The organism is Nocardioides sp. NBC_00850 (assembly GCF_045207335.1).
GTDB lineage: Bacteria > Actinomycetota > Actinomycetes > Propionibacteriales > Nocardioidaceae > Nocardioides.
Genome location: NZ_CP108845.1, coordinates 432,726 through 449,021 on the forward strand (window position 1 = coordinate 432,726; position 16,296 = coordinate 449,021).

Consider the following 16,296-nt stretch of genomic DNA (forward strand, 5'->3'; position numbering starts at 1 on the left):
TCCTATCGAACGGACTTGATCCGGTAGACCAGGACGGCGCCGGTCAGTGTCACGCCGGCGGCGACGGCGTACAGGGTGGAGTAGCCGCCGAGCACGCTCACGATCGGTGCGGCCACGACGGGGGCGAGCACCTGCGGCAGCGAGTTGGCGATGTTGACGACGCCGAGGTCCTTGCCGCGGTCGATCGCCTCGGGGAGTACGTCGATCATCAGCGCGAGGTCGACCGAGGTGAACACGCCCATGCCGAGACCGAGGACGGCCACGCCGATGATCGCGGCCGTCCAGGAGTGGAAGCCGGCCAGCGAGAGGGTGCCGGCAGCCATCACGACGCCGGCGACGGTCACGAAGATCCGGCGGCGATCGAACCGGTCCGACAGCCATCCGCCCGCAACGACCGTGACCAGCAGAGCGAGGGAGTTGACCGCCGAGAGCAGGAAGACGCCGGCTTCGGGGTTCTCGTGGTGAACCGCGTCATCGAGGTAGAAGAGCAGGTAGACCAGCCCGATCGAGAACCCGAGGTTCATCAGGAAGCGGGTGAGCCATGCCCAGGCGAAGTCGGGGTGCAGACGAGGGCTGATCCAGAAGCCACGGAGGAACGTTCCCCACGAGAACGATGGCCGGTCGGAGGGGTCGAGGACCAGGTCGCGGCGCATCGCGACGTACGGCGCGCTCGCGATCACCAGGAAGACCGCGCACGCGAGGTAGCCACCGACGATCCCGCCCGCAGCCGCCGCGAGCCCGGCGCCGACGACGGCGCCGACGGTCTGGGCGAGGCCGAGGAAGCCGCCGATCGTGCCCCGCTGCTGGTGCGGCGCATGGTCGGGTACGGCGGGCGTGATCGCCGCGAAGTTCGCGTTGAGGGCGATCTGGGCCAGGCACCATCCGATGGCCACCACGACGAGGTTCGGCGCGAAGGCCAGCAGCACCAGGCTGGCCACGCCTCCGCAGATGCCGAGGACCGTCCACGGCAGTCGACGGCCGTAGCGCGACGTGGTCCGGTCCGAGAGCGCGCCGAAGACCGGGTTGGCCACCGTCGAGCAGAGCGCGCCGATGCCGACGACCCAGGCGAGCGCGGCCTCCTTGTCGTCACCGGCGAACCGCTCCGCCTGCATCCCGAGCAGGGTCAGGATCGGGCCGAACCACGCGGTGAACAGACCGACGTTGGCCAGCGAGATCGCGGCCACCCATGACGCGGGGGCCGGCTTGGCCGGCTCGTCCAGCGCCGACCGAATGAGCTCAGAGCTGGTCACGTTGGGCGCCGATCAGCTGCTGATACCAGGAGTAGGAGTCCTTCGGCGTCCGCACCAGGGTGTCGTAGTCGATGTGCACGAGGCCGAAGCGCTGGGTGAAGCCGTGGGTCCACTCGAAGTTGTCGGTCGGCGACCAGACCCAGTAGCCACGGACGTCCGCGCCCGCCTCGATCGCCTGGTGCACGGCGCGCACATGCGCGTCGAGGTAGGCGATCCGGCCGTCGTCGTGGATCCTGCCGTCGGGGCCGGGTTCCTCGGTGCCGGGCTGCTGCGAGGTGCCGTTCTCGGTGACGATCAGTGGCGGCAGGCTCTCGCCGTACCGCTCGGTCAGCGTCAGCAGGACCTCGCGCAGGCCGTCGGGGCTGATCTCGCCGCCGAGCCCGGTCTTGGGCCCATCGACCTCGACCGCCCGGAACGGCATCTCCGCCGGGATCTCGTGCTCCTGGATCAACGACGGCTCACCGGTCGGGGCGGCAACTCGCTGCGGGCTGTAGTAGTTGACGCCGTAGAAGTCGAGCGGGGTCGAGATGACCTCGAGGTCTTCGGCGACCGGACCGGGCATCCCCTCGGCATACCCCTCAGGGTAGCGTCCGAGGAGGATCGGGTCGCCCCAGATCCAGTCGGTCAGGTCGGCGCTGAACGCAGCGGCAGCGAGGTCCTCCGGACTGTCGGAGGCGGGCCAGGTCGGCGCGTGCGGGTTGGCGGTCCCGACGCTGCCGCCGCCGGATGCACGGATCGCCTGGACGCTGAGCCCGTGGGCGAGCAGCTGGTGGTGGACGGTCGGGAGCGACTCGAAGAGCAGCTCCTGCCCGGGGGCGTAGCCGCCGATCGCGTAGCCGAGCATCGAGAGCACCACCGGCTCGTTGAGCGGGATCCAGTACGCCGCGCGGTCGGCCAGCCGCTCGGCCACGACCGCGGCGTACTCACCGAAGCGGAGCGCGGTGTCTCGGTTCATCCAGCCGCCGGCATCCTCGATCGGCAGCGGGGTGTCCCAGTGGTAGAGCGTCGGCGCCGGCTTCAGACCGGCAGCCAGCATCTCGTCGACGACCCGGTCGTAGAAGTCCAGGCCCTTGGCGTTGACGTCGCCCGACCCGGTCGGCAGGATCCGCGGCCAGGCGATCGAGAATCGGTAGACGTCGGCACCGAGGTCGCGTACCAGCGCGATGTCCTCGGGGTAGCGGTCGTAGAAGCCGGCGCTGGTCGCCGGCGTCGATCCGTCGGCGATCCGCCCGGTCTGCTCGCAGAACACGTCCCACGTGGACCGTCCCCGCCCGTCAGCGTCGAGCGCGCCTTCGGTCTGGTACGCCGAGGCGCCGACACCCCACTCGAAGCCAGGTGGGAATCGGGGCGGCGGCCGGGTCATGGCCATGACGATAACGCGAATACCGAATGGCCGCTAGGTTTTCGTTCGGGCCGCCTAGACTGCGAGCATGTCCAGCCGAGCCCGTGGTCCGTACGCCAAGTCCGCCGAGCAGCGGCGCCGGATCCTCGACGTGGCTCAGGACGTGTTCGGGCGTCGAGGCAGCCACGGGGCATCGCTGCGGGAGATCGCGGACCTGGCCGGCATGAGCCAGGCCGGGGTGCTGCATCACTTCGGCTCCAAGACGGGCCTGCTGATGGCCGTGCTGGAGGAGCGTGACCAGGCCTCGCGCCAGCAGGCGGACACCGGCGCGACCTGGGACGAGCAGGCCCAGGTGGCGCGGAGCATGTTCGAGCGGGCCATCGCCGACCGCGGGCTGACCCAGCTGTTCACCACCGTCACCGCCGAGTCGATCGTCCCGAGCCACCCGGCCCACGACTTCACCGTCGCCCGCTACCGGCGTACCGTCGCCGAGTTCACCGCAGCGCTGACCGAGGCCGCACCGGACGAGCTCGAGCCGGACGCGGCCCCTGCTACGGACATGGCGGGCGTCGCGCGCCTGGTGATGGCAGCCATGGACGGCCTGCAGCTGCAGGCCCTGCTCGACCCCGACGCGGACGTGCTCGGAGCCTTCGACATCCTGCTCGAAGCGCTACCTCTCCTCGCCCCGCGCTCACCCAGCTCGACGGACTGACCGACGTCCATCGGAGCGCTCAGTCCCAGCACTCATGCCTTGCTCCTCACATAGGGGGCGAACCGGGATGCCATCAGCAACAGGACCGGGCTCAGCAGCAGCGGCAGCACGAACATCGCGCGATGGCTGATCTGCTCGGCGACGGTGGCGATGGCGACGGCGGCCACGAGGTAGCCGACGTAGTTGGACACATTGACCCGGGCGACGGCCTGACCGCCACCGTCGGCGTCCAGTTGACCGGCCGCGACGAACGACAGCGGCGGGATCATCGCCAGGCCGGCGCCGAGCAGGCCGAACCCCACGATCGCGACCCACACCGACGGCGCGGCGACGACCAGCGCCATCGAGACGATCGCGACGAGCCCGCTGATGCGCACGGTCCGCACCGGCCCGATGCGGCGTACGACCTTGTCACCGAACAGCCGGGTGACCAGCAGCACCGCCTGGTACGCCGTGAACGCCAGGGCCGCCGCGCTCTGCGTCGACGACAGCCCGTCGACCAGGTAGATGCCACCCCAGGCCGAGATCGACGAGTCGAGGAACCACATCACGAAGGTGGGTACGGCGAGCAGCAGGACCGGCAGCCACGGCACGCTCGGCGCATGCTGCCCTGCATCGACGTGACCGTCGATCGGGTCGACCTGGAGCAGATCACCCAGCAGCGCGAGGTTGAGCACGAGCCCGACCGCGCAGACGATCGCGAACGACGGCAGGAGCGACCAGCCCAGCTCCAGGGTCAGCGCCGCATAGCCGCCGCCGATGACCGCGCCGAGGCTCCACATGCCGTGGAAGCCGACCATGATGCTGCGGCCGTAGCGGTCCTCGATGCCGACGCCCTGCATGTTCATGGCCGCATCGATCTGACCGACGAAGAGCCCGTAGGCACACACCGCGACGACCAGGCCCGCCACGCTGTCCGGGAGCGAGACGAGCAGTGTCGCCACCGACGCGCCGACGAGCGCGACCCTGAGGACCGTGGCGCTGCCGAAGCGCGCGGCGGCGTACCCGGTGATGACGCTGCCGACGGCCGACGCGATCGCCACCCCGCCCAGCAGCAGGAGCACCTGGTAGTCGCTCAGGTCGTGCTCGGCCTTGATCGTGGGCAGCCGGGTGATCAGGGACGCGAACGTGAATCCCTGGATCCCGAAGGCCGCGAAACAGGCCCGGCGTGCCGCACGTGGCGGCGCGGGGGTGACGGTGGTGGTCATAGGAACGTCTTTCCTTCTCCTCGGTAGGTCGGGACGGCGTCGACAACGCTGCCGCCGTCGACGAGCACCAGCTCGTCGACGTGCTCGCAGAGCTCGCCGGCCTTGGTGTGGCGGAACCAGACCCGGTCGCCGATCCGGAGACGGGCAGCCGCAGCACCGGTCAGCGGCGTCTGCACCTCGCCCGCTCCCTCGGACGGCACCAGACCGAGGCCGCGCGGCCACACCGGGATCGGGAGCCGGTCCTTGCCGGCCGCTCCGGAGGCGATCCAGCCACCACCGAGAACCGTCGCGTGGCGCGGTGAGGGGCGGCGTACCACCGACAGGACGAAGTACGCCGCAGGCTGGGGGTGGAAGCGGGTGTAGTGGTCGAACTGGTGCGGAGCGAGCAGTCCCGACCCGGCGGCCACCTCGGTCACGGCGTCCTCAGCGACAGTCGTCTCGATGCTGCCGGTGCCGCCGCCGTTGACGAACTCCAGCGGCGCCACACGTCGCACAGCGGCCACGGCGGCGGCCCGTCGTTCGGCCAGCTCGTCGACGGACCTCCGCTGCAGCGCACGGATGACGTGCTTGGACAGGCCCGGCTGGTTGTCGCCCATCCCCGCGATCTGGCCCTCGTAGGCCATCACGCCGACCAGCTCGCAGCGCGGGTGGGCCACGACGGCCCGGGCGAGTGCGGCCGCCTGCTCGGGCGCGTGCACGGGCGAGCGCCGGGCGCCGAGGTGCACTCTGCCGGAGGCCAGGCGGAGGGAGGCGTCGAGCTCGATGCAGATCCGGATCCGCGGACCGCTGGCGCCGGCCGCGGCGGCGATCAGCTCCAGATGCTCGACGCTGTCGATCATCAGCGTCACCCGAGAGGCCAGCAGGTCGTCGTCGGCGAGTCGCCGGATGGCGGCCGTGTCCGCGGTCGGGTAGCCGACCACGACGTCCTCGACCTCATGCGCGAGCCAGAGCGCCTCAGGCAGGGTGTAGGCGAGCACGCCCTGGAAGCCCGGCATCGCCAGCGTGCTCCGCATCAGGGCACGGCAGCGCACGGACTTGCTCGCGACGCGGATCGGCTTGCCGCCGGCCCGACGAACCAGGTCGGCTGCGTTGGTGCGCAATGCGGCCACGTCCACCACGGCGTACGGCGTGGGGAGGTCGGCGGTGGCGGCTTCGAGGTCGTCGAAGGAGGCACGTACGCGCGTCGGGACGGTGAGATCCAGCATTCACTGAGCATGGACCGACCATCGAATTAGGTCAAGTGTCCAAGACTATTGACCTTTGGTGTGACCTGGGCCATCCTGAGGGCCGACCGTCCGCAGAAGGGACCCACCCATGAGCACTCGGTGGCGCAACTGGTCCGGGACCGAAGAGGTGACCCCGGCACGCGTGGCCACGCCCGCGACGACCGATGAGGTCGCGGCCGCCGTGAAGGCTGCCGTCGCCGACGGTCTGACGGTGCGCGCGATCGGGTCCGGGCACTCCTTCACCGGCGCGGCCGTCGCGCCCGGGCTGCAGCTCCGGCCGGACCGGCTGGACGGCGTGCTCGCCGTCGACGGGCACTCGGGCCTGGTCACCGTCGGGGCCGGACTCCCGCTGCACCGGCTCAACCCGATGCTCGCCCAGCACGGGCTGGCGATGGAGATCCTCGGCGACATCGACCGGCAGACGGTCGCCGGCGCGATCTCGACCGGCACCCACGGCAGCGGCGAGAGGTTTCGGAGCATCTCCAACCAGATCCGCGCGCTCGAGCTGGTGCTCGCCGACGGCTCGGTCGTGACGTGCTCACGCGAGGAGCGGCCGGAGCTCTTCGAGGCCGCGCGGGTGTCGATCGGAGCGCTCGGCGTGATCACCAAGGTGACGCTCCAGTGCGTGCCTCTCTATGCCCTGCGCGCGGTCGACGCGCCGATGCCGTTCGATGAGACGCTCGACGGGCTCGACGAGCTGGTGGCGGGCAACGACCACTTCGAGTTCTTCTGGTTCCCGCACACGACCACCGCACTGACTCGCCGTTTCGAGCGGCTTCCGGGCGACGTCGAGCTCAACCCGATGAGCGCGTTCGCCAGGACGATCGACGACAAGATCGTCACCAACATCGGCTTCGAGGCGCTGTTGCGCCTCGGCACCCGATTCCCTGACCTGGTGCCCGGGATCACCCGGTTCGTGACCCGCGCGGTGTCGTCCCGGGACTTCACCGACCTGGCCCCGAACGTGTTCGCGTCCCACCGCGACGTGCGCTTCCGCGAGGGTGAGTACGCCGTCCCGCGGGCCGCGGTCGCAGACGTGCTCCGCGAGCTCCGGCAGTGGGTCGACACCCATGACGAGAAGGTGTCGTTCCCGCTCGAGGTGCGCTTCGTGAGGAGCGACGACATCTGGCTCTCGCCGGCGTACGACCGCGACGTCGCGTATGTCGCCTTCCACCAGTACCACCGGATGCCCCACGAGCGCTGGTTCTCCGTCTGCGAGGACATCCTCGGCGCTGCCGGCGGGCGTCCGCACTGGGGCAAGATGCACCGGCTCACCGCGGCCGACCTCGCCGAGCGATACCCGCGATTCGGCGACTTCACCGCGCTACGCGACGAGCTGGACCCGACCGGCGTCTTCGCCAACCCGTACGTCGACCGGGTCCTCGGCCACACCTTGCACCAGATCTCGCCGACCCGTCACTGACCTTCGGCGACGATCAGGTCCTCCAGGTTGCGCATCGACTGCTGGAACGCCTTCCGCAGCCCGGGCTGGGTGACCTTGTCGATCACCGCGCCGAGCGGGCCCAGGCCGACGCGGTAACGGACGGCGTACGTCATCTCGGTGCCGGCACCGTCGACACCGTCGACAGCGACCGGCCGGAAGCGAAAGACGTTGGTCATCTCGTGCAACGGGGCGAAGCCCTCACCGGTGTCGATGCGGGTCGTCAGCGGCTCGATCTCCCTGACCGTCCACGTCGACCGCGTGGACAGCGGTCCGATGGTGCGGTTGCGTTCAGCGTAGGTGCGACCGACCTCGGCCTCGCCGTGATGATCGGTCACCTCGAAGACGCCGTCCACCCACTCGGCGTACCGGTTCGTCGCCGACACCACCCGCCAGACCCGCTCCACAGGGACGGCCAGCACAGCGGTCTCGCTCAGCTCGGTCATGCTCATCTCTCAGTTCCTTCCAGTACGTCGATCACGGCAGCCGCGGCGTCGCGGCCGGAGCGGACGGCGCCGTCCATGTAGCCGTTCCAGTAGTCGGCGTGCTCCGCGCCGGCCCAGTGCACGAGCCCGAAGGGCCGGTCCCGCCAGGCGCCGAGGGCGGTGAGTACGCCGGGGGGCAGGACCGATGTCGGCCCGCCCCGGGTCCACTCCTCGCTAGACCAGTCCTGCTCGAAGTAGTCGCGCGGGCGCAGCGCCTCCCGCCCGACCGCCCGCGCGAAGGTACGCAGCACGGCGGCCCGGCGCTCGCGTGGCGGCCGGTGGGACAGCGCCCGCCAGGCACGGCCACCGAGGAACCCCATCAGCACACCGGGTCCGCCGCTCGGCGGGGTGTTGTCGAACATCGAGCAGATCGCCGAGTCGGGCGAGCGGAACGTGGCCTGGCCGGAGAGCCCGTCCGCGCGCCAGAACGGCTCGTCGTACACCGCCTCGCACTTCATCAGGTTGCCCATCGGCATCCGGTCGAAGAGAGCCGCCTGCGGCGCGGGCAGCAACGGCGACCACGAGATCTTGCCGGCGAGCGGGGGTGGGACGGCGACGATCGCGTGCCCGGCCTGCCACACGCCCACGTCGGTACGCAGCTTCACGGTGCGGCCGTTCTGCTCGATCGCGCGCACCGGAGCGTTCGGCACCACCCGGTCCCCGAGCTGCTCGGCCATCGCCAGCGAGACCACCTGCGAGCCGCCGACGAAACGATCCTGCTGGGCTCCGCCCTCCACCCCGATCCCGCGGGCGATCGAGCCGGGGTTGTCCTCATCGCCCATGCCCGCGACGTAGTGGAGGCTGAACAGAGCCGAGGCATCCGCCGCGGTGCCGCCGTAGGCCGAGCCGAAGAAGATGTTGACCAGGTCGACGCCGGCTGCGCTGACAGTGGTGTCGCGGATCCACGAGTCGAAGGTGACGGCGTCCAGCCGTGCAGCGTTGCGTGCCTGCCATGGTGCGCCCAACGGGATCCGCCGGGCGAGCCGGTCGATACGGGCCAGCGTCACCGCGACATCCGCCAGGGCCGTCGGGTCCGGAGGGATGTCCCCGGCGTAGCGCTTGGCGCGGCCGCCGCGGACGTAGACCGCCTCACCCTCGGTGTACGCCGGGAAGGTCTTGACGTCCAGCTCGGCGGCCAGCCCGAGGATGTGGTTCTGGGTCGGCCCGACGAACTGTCCGCCGGCCTCCACGACCTGCCCGTCGCCGAGGTCGTGGTTGAGGGTGCGACCGCCCACCCGGTCGCGCGCCTCGAGTACGACGACGCTGCGGCCCGCGGCCACCAGGGCGCGAGCGGCGGTCAGCCCGGCCAGGCCGGCACCGACGATCGCCACGTCGACCCGAGCGGGGCGTGGCACCGCTCAGACCTCCTTGAGCGCCGCGTCGGCGGCGAAGCTCTCGACCGAGGCGAGATCGAAGCTGCCGAAGTCGGACCCGAGGCCGCCGGCGACCTGAGCGGCGGTGGCGCAGCCCAGCCCGGCCGCCTCGGCGGGCGTCCGGCCCAGCGCGAGACCGCGGATGTAGCCCGCCGAGAACGCGTCGCCGCAGCCGGTGGTGTCGACCACCTCGATGTCGTACGCCGGCACCCGGACCGTCTCGTCCGCAGTCACCACGACCGCGCCCCGGGCGCCGGCGGTCACGGCCACGCAGCCGGCGCCGGCCTCGACCAGCTTGCGGCAGGCCGCCTCCAGGTCGACGGCACCGGTCCAGCCGAGCGCCTGCTCGTCGTTGACCAGCAGGTGGTCGACATAGGGGAACGCGGCCGCGATCCACTCGAACATGCCCGGGTCGCCGGGCGCGAGGGAGTCGAGCGAGGTGGTCACGCCGTTGTCGCGCGCGTGGGCGAGGATCTTCGCCGCCGCGTCGCCGCCCATGAACTCCGGGCCGCCGAGGTGCAGGTGGTCCGCCGCGGCGATCACGTCCAGCGGCGCGTCGTCGACACCGTAGGCGCCGTTGGCACCGATCACATGGAATGCCGGCCGCGACCCGTCGGGACGGATCGGGAGCACGCTCGCCGAGGTCTGGTGGTCCTCGCGGCGTACCAGATGCTCGGTGTCCACGCCATCGCGCTGCAGCAGCGAGAGCAGCTGGTCGCCGACCGCGTCGGTCCCGATGGCGCCCGCGCTGACCACGGTCGCGCCGAGCTTGGAGAGCACCAGCGCGGTGCCCCCGGCGGGGCCGGCCGCGGTGACCCGGATCTCGTCGACCAGCTGGCCGTCCTGTCCTTCGGGGATCGACTCGACGTGGCGTACCAGCGTGTCGAGCACGTGTGCGCCGAGGGTGACGACGGTGGGGGAAGTGGTCACGAGTTCTCCTGTGATGAGGGACGGGTGGTGCCGTAGCTGCGGGTCAGGGCGGCGTGGATCACCGCGGCCTGTTGGTCCTCGTCGAGGACGCGCGGGGTGCCGATGGCGGCGGCGCGCCAGTAGACGGTGCAGCCCCACTCCAGGAGCAGGGCCAGCTCGACCGCCTTGGCCAGGTCGGCCGCATGGGTGATGGCGCCGTGGTTGGCCATGAGCGCGCCGGCGCGGTCCTCGAGTGCCTCGATGACCAGCTCGGCGAGCTCCGGCGTGCCGAAGGTCGCGTACGGCGCCACCCGGACCGTGCCGCCGAGCGCCAGCAGGCCGTAATGGACGCACGGCAGCTCGGTCAGGACGCACGACAGCGCGGTGGCCATCGGAGCGTGCGTGTGAACGATCGCGCCCGTCTCCCGGCGTCGGTAGAGCCCGAGGTGCAGGTCGACCTCGGACGTCGGCGCGAGCTCACCCGCGACGACCTGCCCGTCGAGGTCGAGGACGGTCACCTGGTCTGCGGTCATCGTGGCGAACGACGCCCCGGTCGCGGTGATCGCGACCAGGTCACCGGAGCGGACGCTGACGTTGCCCGCCGTACCGATGACGAGCCCCTCGGCCGCCAATGCGCGGCAGGCATCGGCGACCGCCTCTCGCTCCGGCGTCATCGTGCCCCTACCGGAGCGTCGTCGGTCGGGAGCACGGCGTCCGGGTGCTCGCGGAGCCAGCGCTGCTGTTCGCGATCGCCCCGCACGTTGTCCGGCCGCGTCTTCGGCGCGGTCGTCCCGGCCACCGACTGCTCGCCGAGAGCATCGAGCACGATCTTGCTGATGGCGCGCATCCCGGCGCCGTTGGGGTGGTACGCGACCCCCGCGAGCAGGTCCGTCGACTGGCCGCGCACCCAGGCTGCGTCGCCGGCGCAGGCGTCGTGACCGAGAGCGGGCCCATAGGTGTCGACGTACGTCGCGCCCTCGTCGGTCGCGGCGCGCTTCATCACCGCGTTGAGCTTGCGGTTGAGGGAGTCGGCCCAGGCGTAGTCGCCATCGGCGAACGGGACCACGTCCGGGCAGTAGCCGGCGGGCGGCAGCAGGCGCGGGTAGCCGACGAGGACGACCTTCGCGCCGGGAGCGCGCTCCTTGATCAGGGCCACCGAGCGCTTCAGGTTGCGGCCGGTGTTGTCGAGCGCGGCCGAGAGCGTGTCGATCCCGCCGACCGTGTAGTGGTCCCGGCACGGCGTACCCGTGGGGTTCTGGTCACGGAAGTCGCCGCAGCCGATGAGCGAGCCGAAGACGCCGTAGTCGTTGCCGCCCATCCCGAGCGTGACCAGGTCGGTGTCGAGGGTGATGGCGTCGAGCTGAGGCGACTGGCTCGCCAGGTTGAGCTCGGGCGTGGGCGTCGGCTGCGCCAGGGTGAGGTTGCTCGTGTCCGCCGACGAGCAGCTGACGTCGTGGAACGCACCCGGCTCGTAGTAGATCCCGAGATCGGTGGCCAGCCACGCCGGATAGTTGTTGTTGGAGCGGAAGCACCAGGTGCTGTTCCACGGGATCAGCGGCCCGGCCGTGAAGGAGTCACCCAGGGCGACGTACTTCTGGTACGCCGGTGCGGCGCTCGGGGTGCGTGCCGGGTCGGCGACGGCGGGTGCCACGGTGGCACCGAGCACGGCGCCCACGGTCAGAGTCGCTGCGATGACGCTCCGCAGTCGGGGTGTGACGGTCATCGGAGCTCCTCAGCTGCCTGCGACGGGATAGTGGTCGGAGTAGTCGGTGTAGGCCGTCCCGGCGTGCTCCCAGGTCGGCGACGTGGGCGTGAGCACTGTGTTGGTCCACACCCGCGGACGTACGTGGCCGCGGCGATGCAGCACGTAGTCGAGGTGCTCCTGCCCGCCCGTGGCGAGCGGGTTCGTCGTCGGGTCCCAGCTGAACGGATGCCCGGCGTACGCCGTCGGGGCGACGGTGTCGGTGGCCGCGAGCATGTCGGCGTACTCCGGTGAGGCCTTGTCGACGTTGAGGTCGCCCGTCACGATGACCTGTTCGTCGGACGGGATCGCCAGGCCGTCCAGGAACTCGTCGATCGTCGCGAACTGCTCGGCGCGTACGTCGGCCCCGCCACCGAAGCAGAGCGGGTCCTCCGCCTGGACGTGGGTGCCGACGACGTGGACAGGAGTGCCGTCGACATCCAGCTGCACGTAGACGAAGCCCTTGTTGGACAGCGCGTCGGCGCCGCAGCCACCGCTGTAGACGTACTGGATCCTGTGGGTGATCGGCCACTTGCTCAGGATCGTCACGCCGCCGTCCTCGGGCGCCAGCCAGGAGTAGGCACCGAGGGTCTCGTCCCAGCCCGACGTCGAGCGCCCGAGCAGCGGTGTCTGGTGCGGATACTGCGCTGCGAGCCGGCTCTTGAGGGTCTCCGACGGACCGTTGTCGAAGGCCTCGTCGAAGACCACGACGTCGTAGCCCTTCACGTAGGCGGCCTTCGCGATCAGCTCCGCCCGGGTGGCGTTGGCCTTGCCGCCGATGATCGCCGGCAACATCTGCACGTTGTGCGTCAGCACTCGCACTCGCGGCGTGGCGGCCGCCGCTTCGGGCGCGGCCGTGGCGGTCCCCGGGAGCGCGAGCCCCGACGCCGCCAGCAGAGCGACACCCACCACCCGACCCGAGACCCGGCTCACGAGCTGACCCCGAAGACGGGCGAGGTGCCGGTGAACGGCGAGACCGTCCCGAGCAGGTTGCGCGCGTCGCCGAAGTAGCGGATGCGGTAGCTCCCTGACGCGGTGTCAGGTGGGACGTCCCACGTGATCGTCACCTTGGAGGCCGCGATGCCGTCGCGCGCCCAGCGGAACTTCGTCGACCAGTCGCCGTCGTCGGCGACCCGCTGCCAGGTCGTACCCACCTTGCGCTCGACGGCCAGGTAGCTGCCACCTAGATGGAGGTTGTTGTTTGGGTGCGCACCGGCGAAGACCACGCTGACCTGCTGGCCGGGGCGGTAGATCGAGCCCGGCGCGGTCAGCACGTCGCCGAACCTCCGGCCGATCTGCGGCGCATCGACGAGTACGGCGCCGCTGGGCGACGGCAGCTGCCAGGCGCTCCGGTCGGCCTCCTTCTCTCCCTGCGGTACGTCGACCCCGTCATCCATCGCCGAACCCAGGTCGGACGCGACCTGCGCGAAGGCCGGCTGCTCGTAGCGGCCGAAGAGGGTGCTGGCGCCTTCGTACTCCTTGGAGTCGTACTCCTCGGGCGTGGTCAGGTAGTGCGCGTAGGCGTTGGCATAGCCCTGCACCAGGACGTTGTCCAGGTCCGTGCCGACCGCCTCGGCCACCGCCTGCCGGATCCGAAGACCCGCCACCACGGTCACCTCGGCCGGGATCCCGACCAGATAGAAGTCGCCGATCCGCATCAGCTGCACCGGCAGCTTCTGCTGCACCAGGTCGAGGTCGCCCACGGGCAGCAGCACCTCCTTCGGCGACTGGCAGGCCTTGAGCTCGGGCGATCCGGTGTAGAGCGCTTCGGAGATCAGCCCGACCAAGGGATTGCCGCCGTCCTTGCCCTCCTTGAAGATCGGCAGCCCGCCGCCACCGTCCTCGGTGCTTCCCGCCGCGAAGGACGCCCCGAGCGCCGCCGAGCAGGTGTTGTGCGGCTTGCCGTCGGGTGTGAACTCCGGCCGCACGGCGACCTTGCTGAGGTCCACGTAGACGATGCGTGAGTCGATGCCGCCCTCGAGCGACCGCTTGTCGGACTCGAGTCCCTCGCGGGCCGCGTCGAACATCCGGGTGCCGATGATGCGGGTGTTCTCGAACTCGTCCTTGGTCGGACCGTCGGTCGGCTGCAGGTTGAGGTTGGGCGACATGTCCCCGGCGTTGGTCTGCGCGAACGACGCCACGAAGTCGGGGGCGGTGTCGTCGATGTAGTCGACGCCGCGCACCTGCCGCTCCCAGACGTACTCCGCATACCCCTTGTTGTCGGGGCTGATCAGCGTGTTGCCGGTCGACATGCTCGTGGCGTGGACGGGGAACCAGTTGATGATGCCGTCAAGCACGCCGTCCCGCTGCACCTGAAGCGTCGTGCTCCGGGTGTCGGTGCCGTTGGGGAAGTACGCCCTGTCGGCCTCCGGGTTGCGGTCGAACGCCTGCTTGGAGCGATTGACGTTGGCGTTGGTGAGCCGGCTGGTCGACAGACTGAGGTCCGCCGGCGCGAGGTCGGCGTCGGCGCGTCCGATCGCGGCGACGATGCCGTCGACGACCGCCCGGAAGGTCTTCTCGTGGTAGCCGAGCGTCGTGATGTTGTAGAGGTTGTGGTGCGAGAACCCGCCCGGCCCGGCGTGGGTATGGGTCGCGGTGAGCATGACGTTGCGCTCGCCGTAGCGATCGCCGTACCGCTGCTCGAGCTTGGTGAGCACTGCGTCGCGCACGCCCTGAAAGATCATCCCGACGTCGGCCACGACGTGGACCACGCGCTCACCGCTCGCCGCGTCGGCGATCACGAAGGCGCGGGCGCGCTGACGCATGTGGATGCCCGTCGTGCTCTGCGCGAGGTCGGCGTAGCCCATCATGCCGTTCTCCCCCGGCTCGCCGGTGACGTCCGCGATGCCACGGCCGACGAGGTACGCCGACTCGGAGGCGGCGCTCGCGCTGCTCAGCCCCGGCCCGGGTGATGGCCCGAGCACCAGCACAGCGGCGGCAAGTGCGGCGACCAGCAGGCTGGCGCACGTCGTACTCGAACGGTGATGGCTCATCGGTCGGATCCTCTCGCCGGGTTGCGGTGTGATGAGGATTACCTTTTTGACTCGTTCGGTCAATCGTCCTGGTCACTTGACCCACATATTGGGACCAGAATGTTTCAGATCTGGGTTCGGCGTCATGAACTGGAGCTTTCATCCGTCTCACAGGCGTCTCGTTTAGTGGAACGCTATGTTCACGTAAAACGTGACGCGCGTAACTTCGACGTGAGACGGTTCGTTTGAACGTTGCATGAGGGAGCACGACCTCCGTACGATTTCAGTGCGGTGATCACCAGGGGAGATTCGATGTCCGCTTCGCGCTACAGCCGCCTTCAGAAGGCGACCGCGCTCGTTCCGCTCGCCGTGCTGAGCGCGGCCTGGACGGTCAACGTCACCGGTCTGACGCAGTCGAGTGCCACCGCATCAGGGACCAGATACGACGACGCCTTCAGCCTGCCCGACGGGACATCGGTCCCGGCCGAGGCGATCGAGGCGCCGGCCAGCGTGTCGGCCTCGACCAACGAGGGCGGCAACTCGCTGCCCGGGACCGCCAGCGCTGCCGGGATCCCGTCCGCCGCGCTCGCCGCCTATCAGCGTGCGGCCACGGTCATCAACGCCGCGGACGCCGCCTGCAAGATCGACTGGCCGCTGATCGCCGCGATCGGGCGGGTCGAGTCCAACCACGGCCGCGCCAACGACAACCGTCTCAGCGCCGAAGGCGTCTCCACGCCCGGCATCTACGGGGTGCCGCTCAACGGCAAGGGCAACGTCTCCCAGATCACCGACACCGACGGTGGACAGTACGACGGCGACACCAGCTACGACCGCGCGGTCGGCCCGATGCAGTTCATCCCCTCCACCTGGGCGATGGTCGGCGTGGACGCCGACGGCGACGGCAAGCGCAACCCGCAGGACATCAACGACGCCGCCCTCGCCTCCGCCGTCTACCTCTGCTCCGGCAACGACGACCTCTCCACCGACCAGGGCGCGCGCGCAGCGGTCTTCCGCTACAACCACAGCCAGTCGTACGTCACGACGGTGCTCGGTGTCGCCGAGGCCTACCGCTCCGGTGACTTCACCTCGATCCCGAACAGCACGGTCCCGGTCGACTACGCGATCCCGCGGATGGAGGCTCCCAAGTCTTCGAAGCAGAAGGACCGCGAGTTCCGGGCAGGCGGCCAGCAGGCGGGCCCGCGCGGCGGCTCCTCGCAGTCTCCCTCCGGCCCCTCCAGCGAGGCCCCTTCCGGTGAGACTCCCGGCGGGAGCACCGGTGGTGGCACCGGCGGCGGTGACGACGGCGGCAGCACCGGCTCGCCTGCGGAGACGGTGACCGAGCCGCTCAAGGAGACGGTCGAGACGGTCGTCGCCACGCCCGCTCAGATTCTTGCCGCGTGCCAGCGTGAGCTGGCGAAGTACCCCCTCCTGAGCGCGAGCCAGTCCGGCCAGGCGTTGACCCAGTGCGTCAATGCCATGGCCGGCAAGACACTCGAGCAGGTCAACGCGACCGTCAGCAACCTACTCACGCTGATCCTCAAGGGCATCCTCGGCGGCCTGTTCGGAGCCCTCACCGGCAACTGATTCAGACATGCGAAGGGCCCCGCCACCTGGCGGGGCCCTTCGCATGTCTGGAG

Annotated in this window: 14 protein-coding genes; 3 read left to right on the forward strand and 11 right to left on the reverse strand. The window is 70.4% G+C overall.

The window, feature by feature from the left end:
• Window positions 1-2: 2 nt before the first annotated feature.
• Together OH802_RS02120 and OH802_RS02125 are read right to left on the reverse strand one after the other, a co-directional pair.
• Window positions 3-1,250, reverse strand: coding sequence for an MFS transporter (locus OH802_RS02120; protein WP_406024667.1), 1,248 nt, complete (start codon window positions 1,248-1,250; stop codon window positions 3-5).
• Window positions 1,237-2,613: a GH1 family beta-glucosidase gene (locus OH802_RS02125; protein WP_406024669.1), complete on the reverse strand. Its 1,377-nt coding sequence runs from the start codon at window positions 2,611-2,613 to the stop codon at window positions 1,237-1,239. The genes OH802_RS02120 and OH802_RS02125 overlap by 14 nt, the downstream gene beginning before the upstream one ends.
• 67 nt (window positions 2,614-2,680) lie before the next feature.
• Here OH802_RS02125 and OH802_RS02130 point away from each other — a divergent pair, with 67 nt between their 5' ends.
• Window positions 2,681-3,304, forward strand: coding sequence for a TetR/AcrR family transcriptional regulator (locus OH802_RS02130; RefSeq protein WP_406024671.1), 624 nt, complete (start codon window positions 2,681-2,683; stop codon window positions 3,302-3,304).
• 32 nt (window positions 3,305-3,336) lie between these two features.
• On the opposite strand, the gene OH802_RS02135 is transcribed toward OH802_RS02130, so the two are convergent.
• Both OH802_RS02135 and OH802_RS02140 read right to left on the reverse strand, forming a co-directional pair.
• Complete coding sequence (locus OH802_RS02135) at window positions 3,337-4,512, reverse strand: MFS transporter (RefSeq protein WP_406024673.1); 1,176 nt, start codon at window positions 4,510-4,512, stop codon at window positions 3,337-3,339.
• Complete coding sequence (locus tag OH802_RS02140; protein WP_406024674.1) at window positions 4,509-5,717, reverse strand: amino acid deaminase/aldolase; 1,209 nt, start codon at window positions 5,715-5,717, stop codon at window positions 4,509-4,511. The genes OH802_RS02135 and OH802_RS02140 overlap by 4 nt, the downstream gene beginning before the upstream one ends.
• A 109-nt stretch (window positions 5,718-5,826) precedes the next feature.
• On the opposite strand from OH802_RS02140, the gene OH802_RS02145 reads away from it, so the two are divergent.
• The gene (locus OH802_RS02145) at window positions 5,827-7,161 is read left to right on the forward strand and encodes a D-arabinono-1,4-lactone oxidase (RefSeq protein ID WP_406024676.1); all 1,335 of its coding nucleotides are present in this window, start codon (window positions 5,827-5,829) and stop codon (window positions 7,159-7,161) included.
• Here OH802_RS02145 and OH802_RS02150 read toward each other — a convergent pair.
• From OH802_RS02150 to OH802_RS02180, 7 genes are read right to left on the reverse strand one after another with little or no spacing between them, the layout of a single operon-like run.
• Entirely contained in the window at window positions 7,155-7,631 is a 477-nt protein-coding gene (locus OH802_RS02150) for an SRPBCC family protein (RefSeq protein ID WP_406024678.1), read from the reverse strand. The genes OH802_RS02145 and OH802_RS02150 overlap by 7 nt on opposite strands.
• On the reverse strand, window positions 7,628-9,019 hold the full coding sequence (locus OH802_RS02155; protein ID WP_406024680.1) for a flavin monoamine oxidase family protein: 1,392 nt from the start codon (window positions 9,017-9,019) through the stop codon (window positions 7,628-7,630). Before OH802_RS02155 ends, OH802_RS02150 begins: the two co-directional genes overlap by 4 nt.
• Before the next feature lie 3 nt (window positions 9,020-9,022).
• Window positions 9,023-9,967 carry a carbohydrate kinase family protein gene (locus OH802_RS02160; protein WP_406024682.1) on the reverse strand — a complete coding sequence of 315 codons (945 nt, stop codon included), beginning with the start codon at window positions 9,965-9,967 and terminating at the stop codon, window positions 9,023-9,025.
• Window positions 9,964-10,620, reverse strand: a complete 657-nt coding sequence (locus OH802_RS02165) for a class II aldolase/adducin family protein (RefSeq protein WP_406024684.1) — start codon at window positions 10,618-10,620, stop codon at window positions 9,964-9,966. The genes OH802_RS02160 and OH802_RS02165 overlap by 4 nt, the downstream gene beginning before the upstream one ends.
• Window positions 10,617-11,669: an SGNH/GDSL hydrolase family protein gene (locus OH802_RS02170; protein WP_406024686.1), complete on the reverse strand. Its 1,053-nt coding sequence runs from the start codon at window positions 11,667-11,669 to the stop codon at window positions 10,617-10,619. The genes OH802_RS02165 and OH802_RS02170 overlap by 4 nt, the downstream gene beginning before the upstream one ends.
• Before the next feature lie 9 nt (window positions 11,670-11,678).
• Entirely contained in the window at window positions 11,679-12,620 is a 942-nt protein-coding gene (sph, locus tag OH802_RS02175; RefSeq protein WP_406024688.1) for a sphingomyelin phosphodiesterase, read from the reverse strand.
• The gene (locus tag OH802_RS02180) at window positions 12,617-14,680 is read right to left on the reverse strand and encodes a neutral/alkaline non-lysosomal ceramidase N-terminal domain-containing protein (protein WP_406024690.1); all 2,064 of its coding nucleotides are present in this window, start codon (window positions 14,678-14,680) and stop codon (window positions 12,617-12,619) included. Before OH802_RS02180 ends, sph begins: the two co-directional genes overlap by 4 nt.
• A gap of 291 nt (window positions 14,681-14,971) precedes the next feature.
• Here OH802_RS02180 and OH802_RS02185 point away from each other — a divergent pair, with 291 nt between their 5' ends.
• On the forward strand, window positions 14,972-16,243 hold the full coding sequence (locus OH802_RS02185) for a lytic transglycosylase domain-containing protein (RefSeq protein WP_406024692.1): 1,272 nt from the start codon (window positions 14,972-14,974) through the stop codon (window positions 16,241-16,243).
• Window positions 16,244-16,296: the final 53 nt, after the last annotated feature.

What these genes read in the sequence shown, in the direction of transcription:
- OH802_RS02125 (WP_406024669.1), bottom strand. Translation starts at nt 2,613, where the DNA reads ATGACCCGGCCGCCGCCCCGATTCCCACCTGGCTTCGAGTGGGGTGTC.
- OH802_RS02130 (WP_406024671.1), top strand. Translation starts at nt 2,681, where the DNA reads ATGTCCAGCCGAGCCCGTGGTCCGTACGCCAAGTCCGCCGAGCAGCGG.
- OH802_RS02135 (WP_406024673.1), bottom strand. Translation starts at nt 4,512, where the DNA reads ATGACCACCACCGTCACCCCCGCGCCGCCACGTGCGGCACGCCGGGCC.
- OH802_RS02140 (WP_406024674.1), bottom strand. Translation starts at nt 5,717, where the DNA reads ATGCTGGATCTCACCGTCCCGACGCGCGTACGTGCCTCCTTCGACGAC.
- OH802_RS02145 (WP_406024676.1), top strand. Translation starts at nt 5,827, where the DNA reads ATGAGCACTCGGTGGCGCAACTGGTCCGGGACCGAAGAGGTGACCCCG.
- OH802_RS02150 (WP_406024678.1), bottom strand. Translation starts at nt 7,631, where the DNA reads ATGAGCATGACCGAGCTGAGCGAGACCGCTGTGCTGGCCGTCCCTGTG.
- OH802_RS02165 (WP_406024684.1), bottom strand. Translation starts at nt 10,620, where the DNA reads ATGACGCCGGAGCGAGAGGCGGTCGCCGATGCCTGCCGCGCATTGGCG.
- OH802_RS02170 (WP_406024686.1), bottom strand. Translation starts at nt 11,669, where the DNA reads ATGACCGTCACACCCCGACTGCGGAGCGTCATCGCAGCGACTCTGACC.
- OH802_RS02180 (WP_406024690.1), bottom strand. Translation starts at nt 14,680, where the DNA reads ATGAGCCATCACCGTTCGAGTACGACGTGCGCCAGCCTGCTGGTCGCC.
- OH802_RS02185 (WP_406024692.1), top strand. Translation starts at nt 14,972, where the DNA reads ATGTCCGCTTCGCGCTACAGCCGCCTTCAGAAGGCGACCGCGCTCGTT.